20 protein-coding genes are annotated in these 21114 nt (G+C 58.4%); 18 read left to right on the forward strand and 2 right to left on the reverse strand.

The window, feature by feature from the left end; genetic code table 11:
* Positions 1-308 precede the first annotated feature (308 nt).
* The 11 genes from OKC27_RS12280 to OKC27_RS12330 all read left to right on the forward strand — a co-directional run bounded on the left by OKC27_RS12280 (position 309) and on the right by OKC27_RS12330 (position 10886).
* A complete protein-coding gene (locus OKC27_RS12280) occupies positions 309-866 on the forward strand; it encodes a hypothetical protein (RefSeq protein WP_270806325.1) in 558 nt (185 codons plus the stop codon).
* 29 nt (positions 867-895) lie between these two features.
* A complete protein-coding gene (locus tag OKC27_RS12285; protein WP_270806326.1) occupies positions 896-1459 on the forward strand; it encodes a hypothetical protein in 564 nt (187 codons plus the stop codon).
* Between the two features lie 387 nt (positions 1460-1846).
* On the forward strand, positions 1847-2401 hold the full coding sequence (locus OKC27_RS12290) for a DUF3305 domain-containing protein (RefSeq protein ID WP_270806327.1): 555 nt from the start codon (positions 1847-1849) through the stop codon (positions 2399-2401).
* Positions 2394-2993 carry a DUF3306 domain-containing protein gene (locus tag OKC27_RS12295; RefSeq protein ID WP_270806328.1) on the forward strand — a complete coding sequence of 200 codons (600 nt, stop codon included), beginning with the start codon at positions 2394-2396 and terminating at the stop codon, positions 2991-2993. The genes OKC27_RS12290 and OKC27_RS12295 overlap by 8 nt, the downstream gene beginning before the upstream one ends.
* A 103-nt stretch (positions 2994-3096) precedes the next feature.
* Complete coding sequence (locus OKC27_RS12300; RefSeq protein WP_270806329.1) at positions 3097-4848, forward strand: 4Fe-4S binding protein; 1752 nt, start codon at positions 3097-3099, stop codon at positions 4846-4848.
* Positions 4849-4857: 9 nt separating this feature from the next.
* A complete protein-coding gene (locus tag OKC27_RS12305) occupies positions 4858-5475 on the forward strand; it encodes a TorD/DmsD family molecular chaperone (protein WP_270806330.1) in 618 nt (205 codons plus the stop codon).
* 100 nt (positions 5476-5575) lie between these two features.
* Positions 5576-5779 carry a transcriptional initiation protein Tat gene (locus OKC27_RS12310; RefSeq protein WP_021229865.1) on the forward strand — a complete coding sequence of 68 codons (204 nt, stop codon included), beginning with the start codon at positions 5576-5578 and terminating at the stop codon, positions 5777-5779.
* A 23-nt stretch (positions 5780-5802) separates the two neighbouring features.
* A complete protein-coding gene (locus tag OKC27_RS12315) occupies positions 5803-8679 on the forward strand; it encodes a formate dehydrogenase subunit alpha (protein WP_270806331.1) in 2877 nt (958 codons plus the stop codon).
* Between the two features lie 4 nt (positions 8680-8683).
* Positions 8684-9343, forward strand: a complete 660-nt coding sequence (gene fdh3B, locus OKC27_RS12320; protein WP_270806332.1) for a formate dehydrogenase FDH3 subunit beta — start codon at positions 8684-8686, stop codon at positions 9341-9343.
* Positions 9340-10311 (forward strand): formate dehydrogenase subunit gamma, encoded by a 972-nt coding sequence (locus OKC27_RS12325; protein ID WP_270806333.1) that lies wholly within the window; start codon positions 9340-9342, stop codon positions 10309-10311. The genes fdh3B and OKC27_RS12325 overlap by 4 nt, the downstream gene beginning before the upstream one ends.
* Before the next feature lie 164 nt (positions 10312-10475).
* On the forward strand, positions 10476-10886 hold the full coding sequence (locus OKC27_RS12330; RefSeq protein ID WP_235674998.1) for a DNA breaking-rejoining protein: 411 nt from the start codon (positions 10476-10478) through the stop codon (positions 10884-10886).
* 87 nt (positions 10887-10973) lie between these two features.
* On the opposite strand, the gene OKC27_RS12335 is transcribed toward OKC27_RS12330, so the two are convergent.
* Entirely contained in the window at positions 10974-11738 is a 765-nt protein-coding gene (locus tag OKC27_RS12335) for a substrate-binding periplasmic protein (protein WP_270806334.1), read from the reverse strand.
* 275 nt (positions 11739-12013) lie between these two features.
* Between OKC27_RS12335 and OKC27_RS12340 the strand changes: the two genes are divergently transcribed.
* From OKC27_RS12340 to OKC27_RS12365, 6 genes are all read left to right on the forward strand, one after another.
* A complete protein-coding gene (locus OKC27_RS12340) occupies positions 12014-13729 on the forward strand; it encodes an NAD-dependent malic enzyme (protein WP_042060575.1) in 1716 nt (571 codons plus the stop codon).
* A 418-nt stretch (positions 13730-14147) separates the two neighbouring features.
* Positions 14148-15386: a uracil-xanthine permease family protein gene (locus tag OKC27_RS12345; protein WP_042658692.1), complete on the forward strand. Its 1239-nt coding sequence runs from the start codon at positions 14148-14150 to the stop codon at positions 15384-15386.
* 554 nt (positions 15387-15940) lie between these two features.
* On the forward strand, positions 15941-16672 hold the full coding sequence (locus tag OKC27_RS12350; protein WP_042060596.1) for a substrate-binding periplasmic protein: 732 nt from the start codon (positions 15941-15943) through the stop codon (positions 16670-16672).
* Between the two features lie 65 nt (positions 16673-16737).
* On the forward strand, positions 16738-18264 hold the full coding sequence (locus OKC27_RS12355) for a methyl-accepting chemotaxis protein (RefSeq protein WP_270806335.1): 1527 nt from the start codon (positions 16738-16740) through the stop codon (positions 18262-18264).
* Positions 18265-18664: 400 nt separating this feature from the next.
* Positions 18665-19462 (forward strand): winged helix-turn-helix domain-containing protein, encoded by a 798-nt coding sequence (locus OKC27_RS12360; protein ID WP_270806336.1) that lies wholly within the window; start codon positions 18665-18667, stop codon positions 19460-19462.
* Positions 19463-19472: 10 nt separating this feature from the next.
* Complete coding sequence (locus tag OKC27_RS12365; RefSeq protein ID WP_270806337.1) at positions 19473-19976, forward strand: hypothetical protein; 504 nt, start codon at positions 19473-19475, stop codon at positions 19974-19976.
* Between the two features lie 4 nt (positions 19977-19980).
* Here OKC27_RS12365 and OKC27_RS12370 read toward each other — a convergent pair whose 3' ends face one another.
* Complete coding sequence (locus tag OKC27_RS12370; protein WP_042060563.1) at positions 19981-20400, reverse strand: GNAT family N-acetyltransferase; 420 nt, start codon at positions 20398-20400, stop codon at positions 19981-19983.
* A gap of 161 nt (positions 20401-20561) precedes the next feature.
* Between OKC27_RS12370 and OKC27_RS12375 the strand changes: the two genes are divergently transcribed.
* Positions 20562-21062, forward strand: a complete 501-nt coding sequence (locus OKC27_RS12375; protein WP_042060561.1) for an SRPBCC family protein — start codon at positions 20562-20564, stop codon at positions 21060-21062.
* Positions 21063-21114 lie beyond the last annotated feature (52 nt).

The following is a 21114-nucleotide window of genomic DNA, read 5'->3' on the forward strand; positions in this document are numbered from 1 at the left end:
CATATCTGGAAAAGGTATTGGATTCAGGGCTGGCTGAATTGAAGTCAATTTAACAATATGTTCACGCTCTCGCCCTGGTCATGGGCCCCTCGCGACCGGTTGCCGGGATCTAAGGGGAGGGATACAGCAAGTTTTGTTCCAGATTGATGGCAATACAGGAAGACCATCATGTTGTATATTGCAAATTCAATAGGGATGCTACCGATTTGTTTATTATCATTGCTGGACAAATTATCATAAACATATGACTATAAGCTTTCTTATATAAATTAAATGCCCTGCTTGATAATGATTAAAAAGGAGTTTTGATGAGATTTTTAACTTCCATTTTGTTGGTTGTTATTTTATCTGGCTGTACGAGTGTGCAACACAGTACTCGAATATCAACAAGGTTAGTTACTAACGAATACAACTCGGTATATTCGAAATATATGGAACGTCCCACCTTCGTTTCAATAGAGAAGATGAGTGATGATAATATCGTACTTGCAGTATTTAGAGATAATTATGGGAGCACTTTTAGCCCAATAAGATTTTCTAAAGAAAATGTTCCCAACTATATAGAATTGATAGATAAGTATTTCGAATGGGAGAAGTTAGCAAGATCTAGAGGTGATTTGATAACCAAGGAAATTGGAGAGGCAAATTCTTGGGGTAATACAGCGTCAGGATCTTTGAGGTTCAAATTCCATAGTGGAAATTCTGCTGAACATTATTTATCTATATCATTCTGCGCTGTAGGGACTTGTCTTGATGAACAAGCGCTTTATTTAGATGTCAATAATGCCAAGGAGTTAAAAAACCTTCTATTGCAACTAGATGAAAAAACTCAAAAGGCAGAAAATATAAATGATGTATACAAGTAATTAAAACAAAGAAATTTTTGAGGGTTTTTATGATTAAAGAATGCAAAAAAATAGAGTTTTGCAATGCAGGTAATATTGAAAAAATAGAGTTTAGAGCGCCGATGATAGAATGTGCGTTTGATTATTATATGGTTGCTACGCGCTCTTCTCATGACAAAATTGCTATCAAATGTGTTATGTCTGCGTTAGCTCTTGAGATGATTTTAAAAAATTTTAACTCTGATGTGGTAGGTAATCATGGACAACTGAATGAAACATATAAGTTCAAACGTTATGTTTTACCTGATAAAGCAAACGCTCATGATTTAATGATTTTAGTAAATGCGCTTCCTGAATATATTCGTGATTATCTTTTTGACGAGAATGATCTGCTGGTAATTGAAGAAAATAGAGTCACGTTTATGGTAGATAGATATGGTTATGAGAAAGATGCTAGGGAAATATACTTTGATGATATTACTAAGTTGACAGCAAAAATATTATGCAAAGTTATTTACTTGTACAGAATTCAGGGATGTAGAGACCCATGGGTTTGTCATTGGGTCAATATAGATGAATTGTTTTTTAGTGATGTGCAGAAATTTTTTATGTAACATCATTTCGAATGTTTTGCTAAATCGTAGGTTGGTGCTGAACGAAGTGAAGCCCAACGTTTACCGCGAGCAATTTCCAAAGGCAATAAGCGGATAATTTGGCCTTATTCGATTATTGCCATTCCCTCGATCAGATACACAGGCTGATTGGTTTTACGCCGCATGTTGGGCTTCGCTGCGCTCTGCACCAACCTACGCCCGCGCCAACCCATGTCCCGCACAAGGCCCCAACCTACAGCAAAGCCCCCATCGGCCAGCAAACCCGGCCTTGGCCCCACTCTTGCTATGTCTTATCCCATTGATGGCCGTGGCCGCCCTGAATCTCCTGCTCTGAACCGCCCCGAACGGGGTGGATCACGGGGGAGGCGGCCCGGCAGAGACCTTCTGATGGGAGCCGTGACAGTGGAAGAGACAACCAATACCTTGCCCCCGCAGCGCTGGCTGCAACTGGAGTTAAAGGCCATCGACAGCCAGGTTGGCTGCTGGCAGAGCCGCCGTTTCGAGATTGTGGCGCTCCATCCTGCCGAACCCGAGGCCGCCGGTGCCTTGCCCCTTACCCTGTTTCGCGATGAGCGGGGGGATTATCGCTTCAATTTGAGCTCCGGCTCGCCCCGCCTCTTTGTCACCGGAAGCCGCGTGGACAATGGCTTTGTGGCCGATGGCCTCACCCTGAGCCAGACCGTGGCTGCCGCCTATATGGATGGCGAGCGGCAGGTGCTCTCCTGCCCGCTGCCCGAAGCGCTGCAAGCCTGGGTGGAGGCCTTTATCGGCCGCCACGGCGAGCTGCTGGAGGCCCGCCGCAAGGGCAAGAAGGGCAAGGGACGGGCGCAGGATCAGCTTGGTGTCGATACGGTAGATCAAGCCAGCTGCGGCGCCGTTAAAGCCACCGGCCCCGATGGTCGCGAGCGTGGCAGTGACAGCGGAAATCGCGCCCATGAGTGAGTTCCTCAAGCGCTGGTCGTCTCGCAAGAGTGAGGCGCGCAAGCATCAGGTATTGCAGCCGAGGGAAGAGGTTAGCCCCGAGGCGGTTGCCGCCCCCATCGAAGGCAGTGGCGAAGCTGAAACTCCAGATACTGCGCTGGATAGCCCCGTAGTCAGCACTGACAAGGGGAGCTGTAAACCCCTTGCCGTTGAAGGGGCCGAGAGTGGCGAACCGCCTCTGAAAACTGCCCAGCCGGGCAAGGCCAAACTCCCCGACAGGGAGGCGCTGCGGGCCATGTTTCGCAGCCACAAGCCGGATGGGCTCGACGACTACACCCAGGATTTCAGCCAGCCCGAATTGCTGCCTGCGGCCCTGACCGCCGGGCTGCGCAACTGGCTGGTGGATCAGGTAACCGCCCCGGAGAGCGAATCGACCAATCCGGCCAGCGGATCCGCTGAACCGGTGGCGCTTGTCAGCGAACCTGCCGCCGAGCCGCCCGAGTTGGCTGATAACCATTCTCAAACCCACACCGACGATCGGGACATTTTGGTTTCCTCTGGTGGACAAAATGTCCCAACCAAAGGTGGGGGAATGGAACCCTCAGGATCCTGACTCCCTGTCAGTCACTTTTTTTTCGGGGGAGTTGGCTCGCCTCTTGCTCTCTCGGCTTACCAACAAGCGCCCATCCCATGAGGTGGCGCGCGCAGGAGTGTATGTGAGCACTGAACAAACATTGCTAAATCTGAGCCCAAATCTGGCCCCAAATCTAGCCCGCGAGGCGGGGGCGGCCGAGCATAACGCACGCGCTCGCGCCTATGCCCTGCAGCATACGGTCAAGACCGACAACCTGATCCCGGCCACTGTCTCTTACCAGAGTCAGGGGCGCCTGCTGCTGGTCGGCCCGGAAGATCGCATTCGCCGTGCCGCCAGCCTGCTGCCCGCCGGGGTGAAGCCCACTCTGCTGGTGAGCGAAGCGGTCCACGATGCCGAGGCAGCAGATCTCGAAGCCATTTTCGATGCCACCGCATCCCTCGCGGCCCTGACCCTGCGCGAACCGAGCCTGACAGGGTATCTGGGGCAGTTCCAGCTTACCGGCCTCAATGGGCAGGGCGAGCGGGTTAATCTGGCGGCGCTCTGTTTTCCACAACAAGCGACGGTGGGGAACGAACCGCGCTTTGACCTGGTGGCCGATCTGGGCCGCGCCCCGCTGTTTGCGCTGGAGCGCCCGCCGGTCGGCTATCTGCATCTCATTGATGACGATGGGCTGGCCGAACGGCTCGCAGAACTTTGTGCGCTGACCGGTATTTTCGACAAGCCGCGCTATTTTCGCCTCGACCCCGAGGCCTGCGCCTTTACCGCCCGCGGCGTGCCCGGTTGCAGCCGCTGTCTCGATGTCTGCCCGACCGATGCCCTCAAGCCCATCAATGGTCGCATCCAGATCGATCCCCATCTCTGTCAGGGCTTTGGCAGCTGTGCCTCTGCCTGTCCGACCGGGGCGATTGCCTATCACCAGCCCGATGCCAACACCAGCGGCGACTACCTGTTCCGATTGCTCAAGCACTACCGGGAGGCGGGCGGCGAAGTGCCTCGACTGCTGATCGCCGGTGAAAACGAGCGTGAATGGGTGGAAGCCGATCTCATCCGCCTGCCCGCCAACTGGCTGCCGGTCTGGGTGGAGGAGAGCGCGAGTTTAGGTATCGAGAGCTGGTTCGCCGCCCTTGCCTATGGCGCCAGCGCGGTGCGCATCGTGCTGGGCGAGGATGCCCCTGCTAGCGTGCGGGCATTGGTTGAGCGGGAGCTGGCGAGCGCCGCCGTGCTGCTGGCGGGCGCGGGTCTCGCTGCCGATCGCATCGCTCTGTTTGACGCAGATGTTGACGCAGATGCTGGTGAGCCTGTTTCCGGCCAGCCAACCATTGCCCTGCTGGAGAAGCCGCTGAAAGGGGACAAACGGGAGAACCTGTTTGCCGCCTTCGATGCCCTCTGGCGGGCCAACGAAGGGAGCTGCGAGCCGCTGGCGGTGCCTCATGGCGCCCCATACGGCAGTGTGGAGCTGAAAGAATCTGACTGCACCCTCTGCATGGGCTGCGTGGCGGTCTGCCCGAGCCGCGCCCTGCATGCGGTGGGTCATGCGCCGGGCCTCAACTTTATCGAGCAGGATTGCATCCAGTGCGGCATGTGTGAAAAGGCGTGCCCCGAGCAGGCCATCGTGCTGGTGCCCCGTCTGCAACCCGTGCCCGAGGCGCGCCGCGCCGTCCAGAGCCTGAAAGCCGAAGAGGCGGCCTGCTGCATTCGCTGCTCCAAACCGTTCGCGCCCGCCTCGATGATCCGCCGCATCCAGCAAAAACTGGCCGGTCACTCCCACTTCCAGAACGAGGCCGCCCAGCGGCTGCTGATGTGCGAGGAGTGCCGGGTCAAGGATGTGTTTGCGGTGCTGGCGGCGGATCCCGTCTCCCAGCTCAAGGTGTGAGGGCCAGTGATGAGTGAACAACATAACGAAAAGGCTGGCGAACTGAGCATGACCGAACTGGAACAGAGCAGCGCCGATCTCTACGCCCTGCTGGCAAGCCTCTGGCGCGCCGCCCCCCGTGGCGAACAGCTCGCCTGGCTGCAAGGGTTGCAGGCTATGCCGGGCCCCTTTGCCAGAGGGCTGGGGCTGGTGCAGCTGGCGGCCAGTAGCCACCACGAAAACGAGCTTGCCGAGGAGTATCAGGATCTCTTTATCGGGCTGGGGCGCGGGGAGATTGTGCCGTTTGCCTCCTGGTATCTCACCGGCTCTTTGATGGAGCTGCCGCTGGCGGTGCTGCGCGCAGATCTGCAGTCCCTCGGTTTTGAGCGCCAGAGCGGAGTGTGCGAGCCGGAAGATCATCTCGCCGCCCTCTGCGAGGTGATGGCGGTACTGATTGGTGAGCAACACCCGGATCGCAACCGCTTCTATGAGCGCCACCTTGCCCCCTGGGTACTCGCCTGCTGCCGCGATCAGCAACAGGCGAAAGGGGGCAGCTTCTACCGGGCGGTCGGCGCCCTTGCCGAAGATTTCTTCAAGCTGGAAAACGAATTGCGCCTGCCGTTTGGCGCCTGCGTGGTGACGGGTTGATCGCCCTTATCCACCCATAACAAACGAGCAGACGAGATATCCCATTGGACGCGAAGCTGGCCCGCAGGCGCCAGCAAGAACAACAACAGAGGTCACAAGAATGAGCGATGAAAAGCTGAAAGACCCGTCCCGCCGCAATCTGATCAAGGGAGTTGGCGTGGTCGCCACCATAGGCGTATTGGCCGGTGCCACCGGTCGGGTGGTGGGCAAAGAGGTGCTGACCCACGACACCGAGCCTGACAAGGGCTATCGGGAGACCCCCCATGTTCACGACTTTTATCGCACCCTGCGCGGCACTGACTGAGCCGGATCAGTGAAGGAGAACTCATGAAACTGACAAAACGTGCCGAGCAGCCCCAAGTGGGCGAGCAGGGCAATAAGGCCATTCGCGGTCAGGGGCTGACCCGTCGCGCCTTTATGGTCAACTCCGGTCTGGTGGCCGGTGGCGCCGTGGCCGCCGGTTGGCTGGCCCCAGCCATGATGCAGCGGGCCGAAGCCAAAACTGTGGCGGCCGGGGTACCGGTCGAGGTGAAGCGTACCATCTGTTCCCACTGCTCGGTGGGTTGCGGCGTCTATGCCGAGGTGCAAAACGGGGTCTGGACCGGTCAGGAGCCAGCCTTTGATCACCCCTTCAACCTTGGCGGTCACTGCGCCAAGGGGGCGGCCCTGCGCGAGCACGGCCACGGTGAGCGTCGCCTCAAGTACCCGATGAAGCTGGTGGGCGGCAAGTGGCAGCGCATCAGCTGGGATCAGGCCATCGAAGAGGTGGGCAACGAGGTGCTGCGCCTGCGCAAGGAGTCCGGCCCCGACAGCGTCTACTGGCTCGGCTCCGCCAAGCACTCCAACGAGCAGGCCTACCTGTTTCGCAAGATGGCGTCGCTTTGGGGCACCAACAACGTGGATCACCAGGCGCGGATCTGCCACTCCACCACGGTCGCTGGCGTCGCCAACACTTGGGGCTACGGCGCCATGACCAACAGCCTGAACGACATGCACAACAGCAAGTCGATCATGTTCATCGGCTCCAACCCGGCGGAGGCCCACCCGGTCGCCATGCAGCACATCCTGCTGGCGAAAGAGCGCAACGGCTGCAAGATCCTGGTGGTCGACCCGCGCCGTACCCGCACTGCCGCCAAGGCGGACATGTACCTCTCCCTGCGCCCGGGCACCGACGTCGCCTTTATCTGGGGCATGCTCTGGCACATCTTCAAGAACGGCTGGGAAGACAAGGAGTTCATCCGCACCCGCGTCTACGGTATGGACGAGGTGCAAAAAGAGGTGGCGCTCTGGACTCCGGCCGAAGTAGAGCGGGTGACCGGCCTCAACGAACAGCAGGTCTATGGCGCCGCCAAACTGCTGGCCGACAACCGCCCCGGCTGCGTGGTCTGGTGCATGGGCGGCACCCAGCACACCACAGGCAACAACAACACCCGCGCTTACTGCATCCTCGAACTGGCCCTCGGCAACGTGGGCAAGAGCGGGGCGGGCACCAACATCTTCCGTGGTCACGACAACGTGCAGGGCGCCACCGACTTTGGCGTCACCTCCGACTCCCTGCCCGGCTACTACGGCCTGGAAGAGGGCTCCTGGAAGCACTGGGCCCGGGTGTGGGATGTCGATTACGAGTGGATCAAGGCCCGTTTCGACAACAAGGCTTACAACGGCAAGCTGCCGATGAACAACAACGGCATTCCGGTCTCCCGCTGGGTGGACGGTGTGCTGGAGAACGCCGATCTCATCGAGCAGGGCTCCAACATCCGCGCCATGTTCTATTGGGGCCATGCGGTCAACTCCCAGACTCGCGGCCCCGAGATGAAGAAGGCGATGCAAAAGCTCGACATGATGGTGATTGTCGACCCGTATCCCACCGTCGCCTCGGTGATGAACGATCGCACCGACGGCGTCTACCTGCTGCCGGCTACCACCCAGTTCGAAACCTATGGTTCCGTCACCGCCACCAACCGCTCCATGCAGTGGCGTGACAAGGTGATAGAACCCTTGTTCGAATCCAAGGTCGACCACGAGATCATGTATCTGTTGAGCAAGAAGCTCGGCTTTGCCGAGCAGCTGTTCAAGCACATCAAGGTGGAGAACAACCAGCCGCTCTTGGAAGACATCACCCGCGAATACAACCGCGGCATGTGGAGCGTGGGCTACACCGGCCAGAGCCCGGAGCGGCTCAAGGCGCACCAGCAGAACTGGCACACCTTCCACAAGACCAACCTCAAGGCCGAGGGCGGCCCGGTCAGTGGCGAAGTGTACGGTCTGCCCTGGCCCTGCTGGGGTACCCCGGAGATGAAGCACCCCGGCAGCCACATCCTCTACGACACCAGCATTCCGGTGTCGGAAGGGGGCGGCGGTTTCCGCGCCCGCTTCGGCATCGAGTATCAGGGCGTCTCGCTGCTCGCCGAAGACTCCTGGCCGAAGGGAAGTGAAGTAGAAGACGGTTATCCCGAGATCACTGCCGACCTGATGAAGCAGCTCGGCTGGTGGGATGAACTGACCGAGGCCGAGAAGAAGGAGGCCGAGGGCAAGAACTGGAAGATCGATCTCTCCGGCGGTATCCAGCGGGTCGCCATCAAGCACGGCTTTGTGCCGTATGGCAACGCCAAGGCGCGCTGCGTGGTGTGGACCTTCCCGGATCAGGTGCCCAAGCACCGCGAGCCGCTCTACACCCCGCGCCGCGACTTGCTGGCAGACTACGCCACCTGGCCCGATGCCAAGAGCCTGTGGCGCCTGCCGACCCAGTACGCCTCGGTGCAGGAGAAGGATGTCAGCAAGGAGTTCCCGATCATCCTCACCTCCGGCCGTCTGGTGGAGTATGAGGGGGGCGGCGACGAGACCCGCTCCAACCCCTGGCTGGCTGAATTGCAGCAGGAGATGTTCGTCGAGATGAACCCGGCGGATGCCAACGACGTCGGCGTGCGCGACGGTCAGGATGTGTGGGTGGAGGGGCCGGAAGGGGGCCGGGTCAAGGTGAAGGCGCTGGTGACCCCGCGAGTCAAACCGGGGCTCGCCTTTATGCCGTTCCACTTCGGCGGTCACTTCGAGGGCAAGGATCTGCGATCCAAATATCCGGAAGGGTCTGACCCCTATGTGCTGGGGGAGTCGGTCAACATAGTCACCACCTATGGCTATGACCCGGTCACCCAGATGCAGGAGACCAAGGTCACCCTGTGCCGTTTTCGCAAAGTAGGAGCCTGATCCCATGGCCAGAATGAAATTCATGTGTGACACCAAGCGCTGCATCGAGTGCAACGGCTGTGTGACGGCGTGCAAGAACGAGAACGACGATGCCCTCGAGTGGGGCATCCAGCGCCGCCGGGTGGTGACCCTCAACGACGGTCTGCCGGGGGAGACCTCCATCTCGGTCGCCTGCATGCACTGCACCGACGCCCCCTGCATGGCGGTCTGCCCGGCCGACTGCTTCTATCACACCGACGACGGCATCGTGCTGCACAACAAGGATCTCTGCATCGGTTGTGGCTACTGCCTGTTTGCCTGCCCGTTCGGGGCGCCCCAGTTCCCGAAGACCGCCGCCTTCGGCGATCGGGGCAAGATGGACAAGTGCACCTTCTGCGCCGGTGGCCCGGAAGAGGATCACAGCGAGGCGGAGCGCCAGAAGTACGGTGCCAACCGCATCGCCGAGGGCAAGCTGCCGATGTGTGCCGAGCTCTGCTCCACCAAGGCGCTGCTGGCGGGGGATGCGCAGGTTATCTCCGACATCTTCCGTGAGCGGGTTGCCTATCGCGGCGCCCCTCATGCGGGCTGGGGTGAGGATGATAAGGCGTTCTATCGCGACGCCAGCAAACCTCACGATGGCAGAGGTAAGGGGCTCAAGCTTGGCAAGCAGGAGGATGGCCAATGAGACACTGGCTGACAGCGCTGCTGACGGCCTTGTTGCTGTTCAGCGCGCCCGGCTTCGCCGATGCGCAGAAAGAGGCGGTCGGCTTTGCCGGCGCCGACTACTGGCGGGCGGTGAAGGATGGGCAGGAGGGGGTGACCACCTCCCGCTCACCGGAGCACGGGGTGCTGATCTCGGTGCCGGGTCAGCTCTGGTTCGAGGTGAAGACCAAGTGGGTGTCGCCGCTCGGTGCCATCGCCATCTTCGGGTCCTTGGCCATGTGCGGCCTGATGTACTGGGCAGTGGGGCCGACCAAGCTCTCCAAGCCGCGCACCGGGCGCAAGCTCAAGCGTTGGAGCAGGCTGGATCGGGCGCTGCACTGGACCACGGCGGGCATGTTCCTGACCCTGTCCGGGTCGGGGCTGGCCATCATCTACGGCAAGCACTTCATCAAGCCGGTGGTGAGCCTCGGAGTGTGGGAGAACTGGATCTGGTTCGCCAAGGTGTTCCACAACTATGTGGGGCCGCTCTTCTTCCTCTGCCTGATGGGTGTGCTCATCAAGTGGTTCCGCCACAACATCGTCAACATGGTGGATGTGCAGTGGTTTATGAAGGCAGGCGGCATGCTGGGCCCCCACAAGGGGAGTCACCCCTCGGCGGGCTTCTCCAACGGCGGTGAGAAGGCGATCTTCTGGCTGCTGATCTGGTTTGGCGGCATCGTCGTGGCGACCGGGCTGTTTCTCGATTTCCCCATCTTCGGCCAGCTGCGCCGCCAGATTGAGTGGGCCAGCTTTATCCATATCGTAGGCGCCTTGATCCTCATCTGCGGTTTCATCTTCCATATCTACATGGGCCTGTTCCAGCTGGAAGGGGCACTGGAGGGGATGGTGACCGGTGAGGTGGATGAGACCTGGGCCAGGGAGCACCACGACCTCTGGTATGAAGAGGTAAAACACACCCTCGATGAGCCTAAGACGGGCAAATCAAGCTGACCGTCTGGCACGGAACACATAAAGGAAAGGGGCGCTGAGGCGCCCCTTTTGATGGCGGGTCGAATGTGATGGCAAATTGATTGAACGATGCCGCAAACGGCGATGGTTTTTTGGGCCACCTTGAGCAACAGTAACAGGGGTTCCATTCACACAAGGGATGAAAAATGATGAGAAAAGCATGGCTGGCAGCGGTATGTGCATCTGCGCTCTTCGGTGGTATTGCGGGCGTGGCGCAGGCGGCTGACGGGATCAAGACCCAGCAGGTGCAGTTCAAGAAGGGGGAGTCCGGGGCGACCATCAACGGCACTATTCAGGGCAGCCAGACCCTCGATTACAAGCTGACGGCCAACAAGGGCCAGAGTATGGTGGTGATCCTTACCGGCAAGCCCTACTTCAATATTCTGCCGCCAGGCAGCAAGGGGGAGGCGATCTTTATCGGCTCTACGGAAGGGAACAACTTTGAGGCGACCCTGCCCGCCAAGGGCACTTATACCATTCGGGTCTACCAGATGGGGGCGGCCGAGAGCAGCAAGGCCAAGACGCCGTTCAAGCTGGAGGTGGGCATCAGCGGCTAATGCCAGCAGCTGACAAGCATCACGACGGTGGCGGCCACAAAGGGCCGCCACCATTGTTTCATCCCCTCTGTTTTTGCCTCGCCAAGGTCAATATTCGCCCCGAGCCAGCCGCTCGAAATAGCGCTGATAGCGCCCGCTGGCGATGGCATGCTGCAACTGCTGATTGAACTGATCCCGCAATTTGGTCGAATCCGGCATCTTGCGCGGGAACATCACGAAGCTGTCGTTGCGCAGAAAAGGGGTCTGGCTGTGGGTGATGAGTGCCGCGCTGGCGGGATCGAGCTGGCTCTGCAGTTCGGCCAGACCGACCCGCAGCTCTTGCGGATAGAGGTCGATCCGATCGCGCAGCAGCTTGCCGAAGTTCTGTTTCACGTCGGTGACTTTCTGTTGGGTTACCTTGCCGTCGGCCACCATCTTGTCCAGCTCGGGCCCGTAGCTGTAGGCAATATCGCCCCCCAACCGCATGCCGATGATCTGCTCAAGGCGCTCGGCCTGCAGCTGCCGTGATTTGAGGGAGAAGAAGACAAACTGCTCCTGCAGCACCGCCTCGCTGAACAGAAAATCCTGTTCCCGCTCCGGCTTGTACATCCAGACCGCGGTGGCGTCGTAGAGCTGGCTGTTGGCCGCCAGCGAATAGACCCGACCCCAGGGGGCGAAGTGAAACGTCACTTCATAGCCCGCCTCCTTGAACAGATCGCGGATGAGATGGGCCACCGGACCGTGCTGTTTCGACTGCTCCGAGACAAAGGGGGGCCACTCGCCGACGATGATATTGAGCGCCCGCCCCGGTGCGGCGAGAGCCGACTGGCAGGTCAGACACAACCACAGAGCAAGCAGCGGGATCAGGCGCATGGCAACAAGAAGGGGGCGCAGGCTGGCAGAGTCGAGGGCATCAGGGTCACTCCCGGCTGGAATGCGGTTAAGGGGGTTGGGTTGTCCGCAATGCTAACATGAGTCTCATTCCTTGCCGTGGATATTTGTCTCGCCGAGGGCGCCGGGCGCCTATTTTGGCCGCAGGGTATGCCCAAGCTCACAAAACCGATCGATTAAACGTCATATGATTGATTTCATTATGAGTCTTACTCTCCTGCCGAACGGCAATTTCACGTAAATCAAAGAGAATGACTATGGCTACCGGACAATATCTGCTGTGGAAAGATGCTCAGGGACAGGCTTTTCGCCCCGTAGCACTGACCGGCACCGATCTGCTCAACAATCGATACCTCAACAAGGGCACTGCCTTCACCGAACAGGAGCGGGCCGATTTCGATCTTGACGGCCTGTTGCCCCCTCAGGTGCAAACCTTTGAAGCCCAGCTCGAACGGGTTTATGAAGGGTTCAAGAGCGCCTGCAGCGACATCGAAAAATACCAGAACCTGCGGGCGCTGCAGGATCGCAACGAAACCCTCTTCTACGCTCTGTTGTCGCGCCATGTGGAGGAGATGACTCCCTACATCTATACCCCGACCGTCGGCAAGGCTTGTCAGGAGTTCAGCCACCGCTTCCAGAAGCCGCGTGGTCTCTATATCACTCCCGACAACGTGGATGACATGGGGATCCAGGCCCGTCACTTCGATGCCAAGTCGATCCGCATTATCGTCGTGACCGACAGCCAGGGCATTCTGGGGATCGGCGACCAGGGGGTCGGCGGCATGGGGATCCCCATCGGCAAGCTGGCGCTCTATACCCTGGGGGCCGGGATCCATCCTGCCTGCTGCATGCCCATCGCGCTGGATGTGGGCACCGACAACCAGAAACTGCTCGATGACCCCATGTATCTGGGCCGCCCGCATAAGCGCATTCGTGGCAAGGAATATGAAGATTTCATCGACAAGTTCGTGCAGGGGGTCAAGCGTCACTTCCCCAATGCCGTACTGCAGTGGGAAGACTTCAGCAAATCCAACGCCTTCAACAATCTGGCCCGCTACCAGCAGGCGCTGCCGTCGTTCAACGATGACATTCAGGGCACCGGTGCCGTGGTGCTGGCCGGTATCATCGGCGCGGTCAAGGTCAAGGGGGAAACCCTCGGTCAGCAGAACTATCTGGTCTATGGCGCCGGTGCTGGCGGGGTCGGGGTTGCGGATCAGATCTGCGCGGGGATGATCCGCGAGGGGATGGATCCGCAGGCGGCCCGTGATCGCATCTATATCCTGGATACCCAGGGGTTGGTGTGTGACAACCGCGAAGGGCTCGACGAATACAAACGCCGCTATGCCAAGCCGGGTCTGCTGCTGGCGGGCTGGGATACCGAGGTGGCGGGCAAGGCCAATCTGGCCGATGTGCTGCGCCACGTGCCCATCACTGTGTTGCTGGGAACCAGCGGCTCGGGTGGTGCCTTCAAGGAAGAGCATATCCAGTTGCTGCAAAAGCACTGCGAGCGCCCCATGGTGTTCCCGCTCTCCAACCCGACCGCCAACTGTGAAGCGCTGCCGGAGGATATCTACCGCTGGAGCAACGGCAAGGCTATCGTCGCCACCGGTAGCCCGTTCAAGGATGTCGCTTTTGAGGGCAAGGATTACCGTATCGGTCAGGGCAACAACGTCTTTATCTTCCCCGGTGTGGGGCTGGCGGCGATTGTTAGCCAGATCCGCGAGATCACCCCGGATATCTTCACCACCGCCGCCTTTGCGCTGGCTGAATGCGTGAGCGAGGAGGATTTGGCACAGGGCTCCGTCTATCCGCGAATTCGCGAGCTGCGCAGCATTTCGGTGCATGTGGCGACCGCGGTGCTAAAAGATATCGTGCGCCGGGATCCCTCCCATTCGCTGATCGGTCAGGATCTGCAGCAGCATATCCTCCACCACATGTGGGAGCCGGTTTATCTGCCCTATCGTCGGGTATAGGTCGCACACGGATTTCACTAACACATTGATAGTAAAGGGGGATGGCATGGCCATCCCCCTTTTTTACCGCAGTGTTCCGGTTTTGGTTGCCAGAGCGGGTAGCCAGATAGTGAGCTTGTCAGCATCGGGGTCAAGTCCCCGTGGTTTTCTCCACTTGGCGTACACAACATCACCCTGTTGAATTCAATCTCAATAAACCGGGCAGAAAAACGATTGGCGTTCGCCACAATAATGCGTAAAATCGCATACTCGATGCTTGTAGCAACGAATCCCGCCTAAAAAGCCAGTTTCATGCCCTCCCCAAGCAGTAAAAGGTAACAAGTGACGCGTTTGTGTTCATTTTGTGCCTTGAAAAAGTCTTGTGATAACTGAAAAGTGATAAATATCCCAATCAGTTATCAAAAAATTAAGGACATCCATGTTTTCCTTAGTCAAGCAAAGTGTCGCCGGGCTGCAAATCCTGTTTGTCGCCTTCGGTGCCATGGTTCTGGTGCCCCTGCTCACCGGACTGAACCCCTCCATGGCCCTGCTTGGCGCCGGTGTGGGCACCCTGTTGTTCCAGCTCTGCACCCGCCGCCAGGTCCCGATTTTCCTCGGTTCCAGCTTTGCCTTCATCGCCCCCATCATCTACGCCACCCAGACCTGGGGATTGCCATCCACCATGTTTGGCCTGTTTGCCGCCGGTTTCATGTACTTCATCCTGGCCGCACTCATTCGCGTGCGGGGCATGGGCTTTGTGCACAAATTGCTGCCGCCCGTGGTGATTGGCCCGGTGATCATGGTGATCGGCCTCTCGGTGGCGCAGGTTGCCTGCAACATGGCGATGGGCCGTGCCGGTGGTGAGCAGGTGGTGCCTGCGGGAACTGCGCTGACGCTGGCCGGTATCTCGCTGGCGGTGACCCTGATTGCAGCGGTGTTCTGCAAGGGCTGGATCAAGTTGATCCCCATCCTGTGCGGTGTGATTGCCGGTTATGTATCTGCCGTGCTGATGGGCCAGGTGAACTTCGACGGCCTGATCAACACTCCCTGGCTGGCGCTGCCTCACTTCGAAACGCCGGAGATAAACTGGGCCGCCGCCCTGTTTATGCTGCCGGTAGCGATTGCCCCCTGTATCGAGCATATCGGTGGTGTGCTGGCCATCGGTGGGGTAACCGGGCAGGACTACACCAAGAACCCGGGTTTGCATCGTACGCTGGCCGGTGACGGTATCGGTGTCTGCTTCGCCGGTTTCATCGGTGGCCCACCCGTGACCACCTACGCCGAAGTGACCGGTGCCGTGATGATCACCCGCAACTTCAATCCGGTCACCATGACCTGGGCTGCCGTGTTTGCCATCATTCTGGCCTTCTTCGGCAAGTTCAATGCGCTGCTCACCTCCATCCCGATGCCGGTGATGGGCGGCATCATGCTGCTGCTGTTCGGGTCCATCGCCGCCATCGGTCTCAAGACGCTGGTGGAATCCAAGGTGGATCTGGGGCTGTCACGCAATATCGCCATCGTCGCCGTAACCCTGACCGTGGGTGTCGGGGCGCTGGAGATGAAGATTGGTGACTTCGCGCTGGCCGGTGTTGGTCTGGCCTCCGTTGCCGCCATCCTGCTCAACCTGATCCTGCCGGCACACTCCGAAGAGGGTGTGATGGAGGCTGCCAAGGATTGAGTGTCGCCAGACGTTCATCGTTGATTTGGAGAAGGCCACCTCGCGGTGGCCTTCTGTTTTTCGGGTCTCTTGCGCCTGTTTTCGGCTTGGCTGAGCCCATCAGGAAGGTAATCTGGAAGCAGATGAGGAGGTTAGCACTCTCATTTGACGTATCTCTTTTCGTGACCTTAGCTAAAGGACAGGTTTGGCTCTGAGGTCTCCTTGAGCTGTATGAGAAAATGGATGTTGGCGTTTTCAATCATTTCTCTCCCAAACCCCTGTCATGGAACGATGCGCCCCTTCTCTGCCACGGCGCTGTTGCACGGCACCGGTTTTTCCGCCCCTGTCCACACGCTTCTCTCATGCTGCTCTGGCATGTTTTCCACCTCGATGTGTTGTGAGCCTCTCTCGCCAGTGGTGTTTTATCGCGCGCTGGCCAAATCCGGATCTGTTTGCTGCTGCACATGGGTGGGCGGCGAGCCGTGAAAGCCGGCATGACCCCGGCGGGTCAGACGTGCACCGCCATCGGTAACGGCGGATGTTCAGGGATGAATGGCAAGCAAAGCGAGGTTGCAATGAACTATCAACTGCTGTGGAAAAGTGCAATTTTTTCAGTCTCTTCCATGATGGCGATGAGCGCGGTTCAGGCGGCGCCATTGAACGTGATGACCGAGGATTACCCGCCTTTCAACATGCAGGGGGAGGGGGGCAAGATTGTCGGGCTGTCGACCGAGGTGGTCGAAGAGCTGTTCAAGCGTGCCGGGGTCGAATACAAGCTGACCCTGATGCCATGGAAACGGGCGTACGAAGATACCCTGGGCACCCCCAATACCGCCCTCTACTCCACGACCCGTACCCCGGAGCGGGAAGCGCTGTTCAAGTGGGTCGGGCCACTGGTCAATAACAACTGGGTCTTCTTCTCCAGTTCGACCGCCAATATCACCGTCTCTTCGCTGGACGATGCCAAGCAGTATTCGGTGGGGGGCTATAACGGCGATGCGGCGGCCGAGTATCTCAAGGCGCAGGGATTCACCAAGTTGCAGCTGGCGGCCAACGACACCGCCAACGTGAAGAAACTGGAGGCAGGCCGCATCGATCTCTGGGCTACCGGCCAGTATCTGGCCCCCTATCTGGCCAACAAGGAGAAAGTCGCCAGTCCCAAGCAGGTCTTCGTGTTCAAGGAAACCCAGATGAGCTTGGCGTTTAACAAGGATACGCCCGATGAGCTCATCACCAGGCTCAACGAGATCCTGGCCGCCATGAAGGCGGATGGCACCATCGACAAGATCAATGCCAAGTACCAGTAACAGTACCAATAGCAAGTGTCACGCAAGGGCACTGCGCCGGCTGCCGTAAAAACCGGGAGGAAGCCATGGATTGGAAAAGTCTGACGTTCAGGATTGCCGTGTTGACCTCCCTGTCGGTGAGTCTGCTGCTGGTGTTGTTTGGTGCCTACAACTACAACGCCGCCAGAGCGGAGAGCTATAGCAAACAGAGTGCGCTGGTCGAACAGGCCATCGGCCGGCTGCAGCTCTCCCTGCCCGGCCCGCTGTGGAATTATGAATCGACCTTCATCGAGGCATCGCTCAAGTCCGAGCTGGCGGCCGACATCCTCAGCGCTTTACTGGTGGTCAACAAGGAGAAGCTGGTGGCCGGGTTTGCCCGTGACACGGCGGGCGCCATTACCCCCGTGACGGCCATGCCTGCCGATATCTCTGCCTATGGGGGATATGATCTGGTCTATGACGACAGCGGCCAGAAAAACACCGTGGCCCGATTGCTGGTGCAAACCAGTGATGCCGCCATTCAGGCCCACTTGCGCCAGCAGTTGCTTACCACCGTCTGGCAGATCCTGGTGCTCGATCTCTGCATCATCGCGTTGCTGATGGTGCTGATTCACCGCAATGTGCTGAGGCCACTTCATCAGATGAATCAGGCGGTATTTGACTTGGCCAGAGGGGAGGGGGATCTGACCCGGCGACTCAAGATCAACCGTCAGGATGAGATGGGGACGCTGGCCACCAACATCAACCACTTTATTGCCAAGCTGCAGGATATGGTGGCGGAGATTAATGAGCTGTCCGCCGGAGTGCTGCAAAATGCCGAACGCTGCGACACGCTCTCGGCAGATACCCGTATTGGCAGTGACGCCCAGCAGTCCGAGCTGGATCAGGTCGCCACCGCCATTACCGAAATGAGTCAGGCGGTGCAGGAGGTGGCTGGCAACGCGGTGAAAACCTCCGGCGCCACCGATGAGGCCAATCACTATGTGGAGCAGGGTTACCATCTGGCGGGCCATGCCAATGAGGCGATCCATCAGCTGGTGGGTGAGGTGGAGCGGGTCGCTACGCTGATGCGCACCCTATCGACCGAGAGCAGCAGCATCGGCACCATCATAGAAGTGATCAACGGCATTGCCGAACAGACCAATTTACTTGCCCTCAATGCCGCCATCGAGGCGGCCCGCGCGGGCGATCAGGGGCGCGGATTTGCGGTGGTGGCGGATGAAGTGCGCACCCTGTCAGGCCGTACCCGCCAGTCAACGGAAGAGATCAGTGCCAGCATCAAGCGGCTGCAGCAAGCGACCCAGAATGTCGGGGCCGGAATGCAACAGAGCCAGGAGAAGGCCTCCCGGGCCGGTGCCGAGGCGGCAGATGTGCAGGCTTCGGTGGAGAAGATAAAAAATCAGGTCAGCCTGATCCGCGAGATGAATATGTATATCGCCCAGGCATCGGAAGAGCAGCACTCGGTGGCGGAGGCGGTCAGTCACAGCGTCAACCGCATTGCGACGCTCAACAGCGAGAGTGCAGCCAGAGTGGCACAGGTTGCCGAAGCCAGCAGCGATCTGCGCCAGTTGTCGGCCCAGCTCGACACCCTGCTCAAGCAGTTTCGGGTCTAGTCAGTCAACTTTGCCCCTTTGCCCCTTTGCCCCGCCGATGATGTCGTTGCATCCTGCGGGGCCGGTTCTCTTTATTGTGCGGAGCGGCGAGATGTTGTGAGGGACAGGGCCCCCTGTCCGGTCGTGGAGCTTTTAGCCATGCTCACGCCGCTGTTCCGTTGAGATTGGCATGGCTGCGACGCGTGGGCATCGTAGCATCATGCTCTGGCCAATACGCACTCCGACAGCGCTGGACGCATATTTTCATTTTCCCCGCTTATGCCTGATTGCATCTATTGTGCCGCTGATCCCGACCCATTAAAATTTCGCGCCATTACACTACATCCTGAGTCGCCATCTGGCCTCATCGGGCGTGGAATCCCATCTTCTTCATGATGAATGCAAATAACAGGTGGTTGGTATGACGGGGGCTGCGCCAGGCAATAACATATCGGCCTATCACTTCGGTGATTATGTCTTTGATGTCAAAAGGCGAGAGCTGATCTTCTGTGCCGACAAGGACAACGTGGCAAGTGCCAGAGTGGTGCGCTTGTCATCGGCCGAGAGCCTTATTTTCAGCTATCTGCTCGATCATCAGGACGAGGTGTGCGACAAGGATCTGCTGCTCGATATCGGCTGGCTGGGTCGCCCCATCAGCCCCAACTCCCTGAACGTGGCCATCGCCAATATTCGCCGCCACTTTGCGTCATCCCCCCAGACGCTGGATATCAGAAGCACCCCGAAAAAAGGGTATTCCCTTCATCTGAACTGCAAGATGAAGTGCGATTACGGCAAGCCGCTGCCCACAGAGAGTGAACCCTTGCCCGAGCCGGTGAGCGAACCCACGCCCGCTGTGGCTGAGCCGTCATCGTCGACATCACCACGGTCTGAGAATGAGGCTATCAGAGAGCCTGTTTCTGCCGCGGCCAGTTCCTTCTCTGAGCGTGCCAAACTCGCTTTTCTAAGCGGTATCGGGCGGCCGATGCTGGTCAGGAGTCTGGTTTACGTCAATCTGGTACTGGCTGTGCTGGTGCTGTTTGCCGCCAGTTATCTCCATTTCGAGTGGCTCCATGTGCAGTGTGCCGACTCGCCGACCGGCGTTGTTTGCCAGATGGAAGCCAGGAGTGACGTGCCGCCAGTCAAACCGGCATCGCTGGTGCTGGTCTCCGGCCACAAGGTCCGCGTGCTTTCCTATAAAGAGCTCGAAAAAACGCTGTAAGGGATCTCTGATGAAACGAACGCTGAAAAATACCTTGCTGCTGTTACCACTGCTTTTGGTGCTGCTGTTTGTGGTCGGGATGTTTATCAACAGTCTGGGCTGCCATTACGATCTGAAAATGTCGGCCAACGGGGTCAACTATCACGGGGTGTGTCGCTGGGGAAAAATCACCGTGATTGAAGAGGAGGAAGCAACCAGGGAGAAGTGGCGGGTGACCGGTTTTCAACTGACCTTCTTCAACCAGCTTGTTTACCTCATCGACAGTCGTACCCAGCTGCACGAGTCGGGTGACGATGACTCCTATCTCAACGAGTACAACCTGATCCAGTCGCAATATGCGCTGGTCAATTACGCCTGGGTGCCGCTGACCGAAAACAAGGTGGCGATCTTCCAGCGCGACCCGGTGCACGAGGTCGTGATTGCCCAGAGAGATGGCTGGTTCGATCTCTACCGCTGGTTCTTCCCCCCGGCACCGCTGGTGCCTGTTCAGCCGCAAAGCGCAGGCGCGGAGTGACTCGCTAGTTTCTGAGCAGTTTGCACCAGGGGCCGGTGACCTCGCAGTGGCCGGTCTCGTCGCTGTTTTGCCAGCCCAGTCGATGGTAGAAGGCTAATGCCGCCGTGTTGCGGGTCGCCACCTTGAGCGAGCCGCGTGGCGAATCAGCGAGGCCCCGCTCAAGCAGGGCGCGCCCGATCCCCTGACCGTGCCAGTCGCTTGACACATAGAGGTGATGGACGAAGTGATCGGGCTGCCAGATGGCGATAAAGCCGCAGATATTGCCCCCCTGTTCGGCCACCCACACCTGTTCACCTTTGGTCTGTTCCTCGAAATCCTCGAGCTGGAAGCGGGCGGGATCGACCCAGTGAAAAGTGTGGCGGCGGCTCTTTAAAAACAGCCGGGCCAGTTGGGGAATGTCTTGTTCTTCCATGAGCCGGATCATGATGACCTCCCGGGTCAAGTCTCTGTTCGCTGAGGCAACCGCGTGGCGGCAGCTTAATCTGATGCAAATGACAAGGGTGTGATTAAGCTCTGTCCATTGTATTTGCCATGGGGCTATACTGCCGGAGTCCCATGTATGGATGGCTTGAGGATCGCTGATTTATGGACAATAAACAGATTGAAGGCAACATTTTTGTTCCGGCGCACATAGACGATGTCTGGCACGCCTGGACCACCGAGAGCGGTCTGCGCAGTTTTCTGGCTCCCGAGTGTTTGATGGTGGCCGAACCGAATGGCCCTTTCGAGATCTACTTCAGGCCTGATGCTCCCTTGGGTGAGCGTGGCAGCGAAGGGTGCCGGGTCATGGCCGTCATGCCCTATGACCTGCTCAGTTTCAGCTGGAATTTCCCACCTAGCCTACCACATATCCGCCAGCAGAAAACCCAGGTGTGCCTGCGTTTTGTGCCGGAAGGGCAGGGTACTCGCCTCTACTTCCTGCAGAGCGGTTGGGCCAACGATCCGGATTGGGATCAGGGTTATGCCTATTTTCGGGAAGAGTGGCTGGAGACCAGCCTGCCACGGTTGCAGTACCGTTTTACCCACGGCCCCATCGACTGGAACAATCCGCCCGACAAGGCGCAGTTGAAGGCGCTGGCTCAGTAATCCCGGATATCAGACATAAAAAAAACCGGCCAAAAGGCCGGTTGAAACAGTT

The organism is Aeromonas sp. QDB62, from assembly GCF_027705695.1.
GTDB classification, from domain to species: domain Bacteria; phylum Pseudomonadota; class Gammaproteobacteria; order Enterobacterales; family Aeromonadaceae; genus Aeromonas; species Aeromonas allosaccharophila.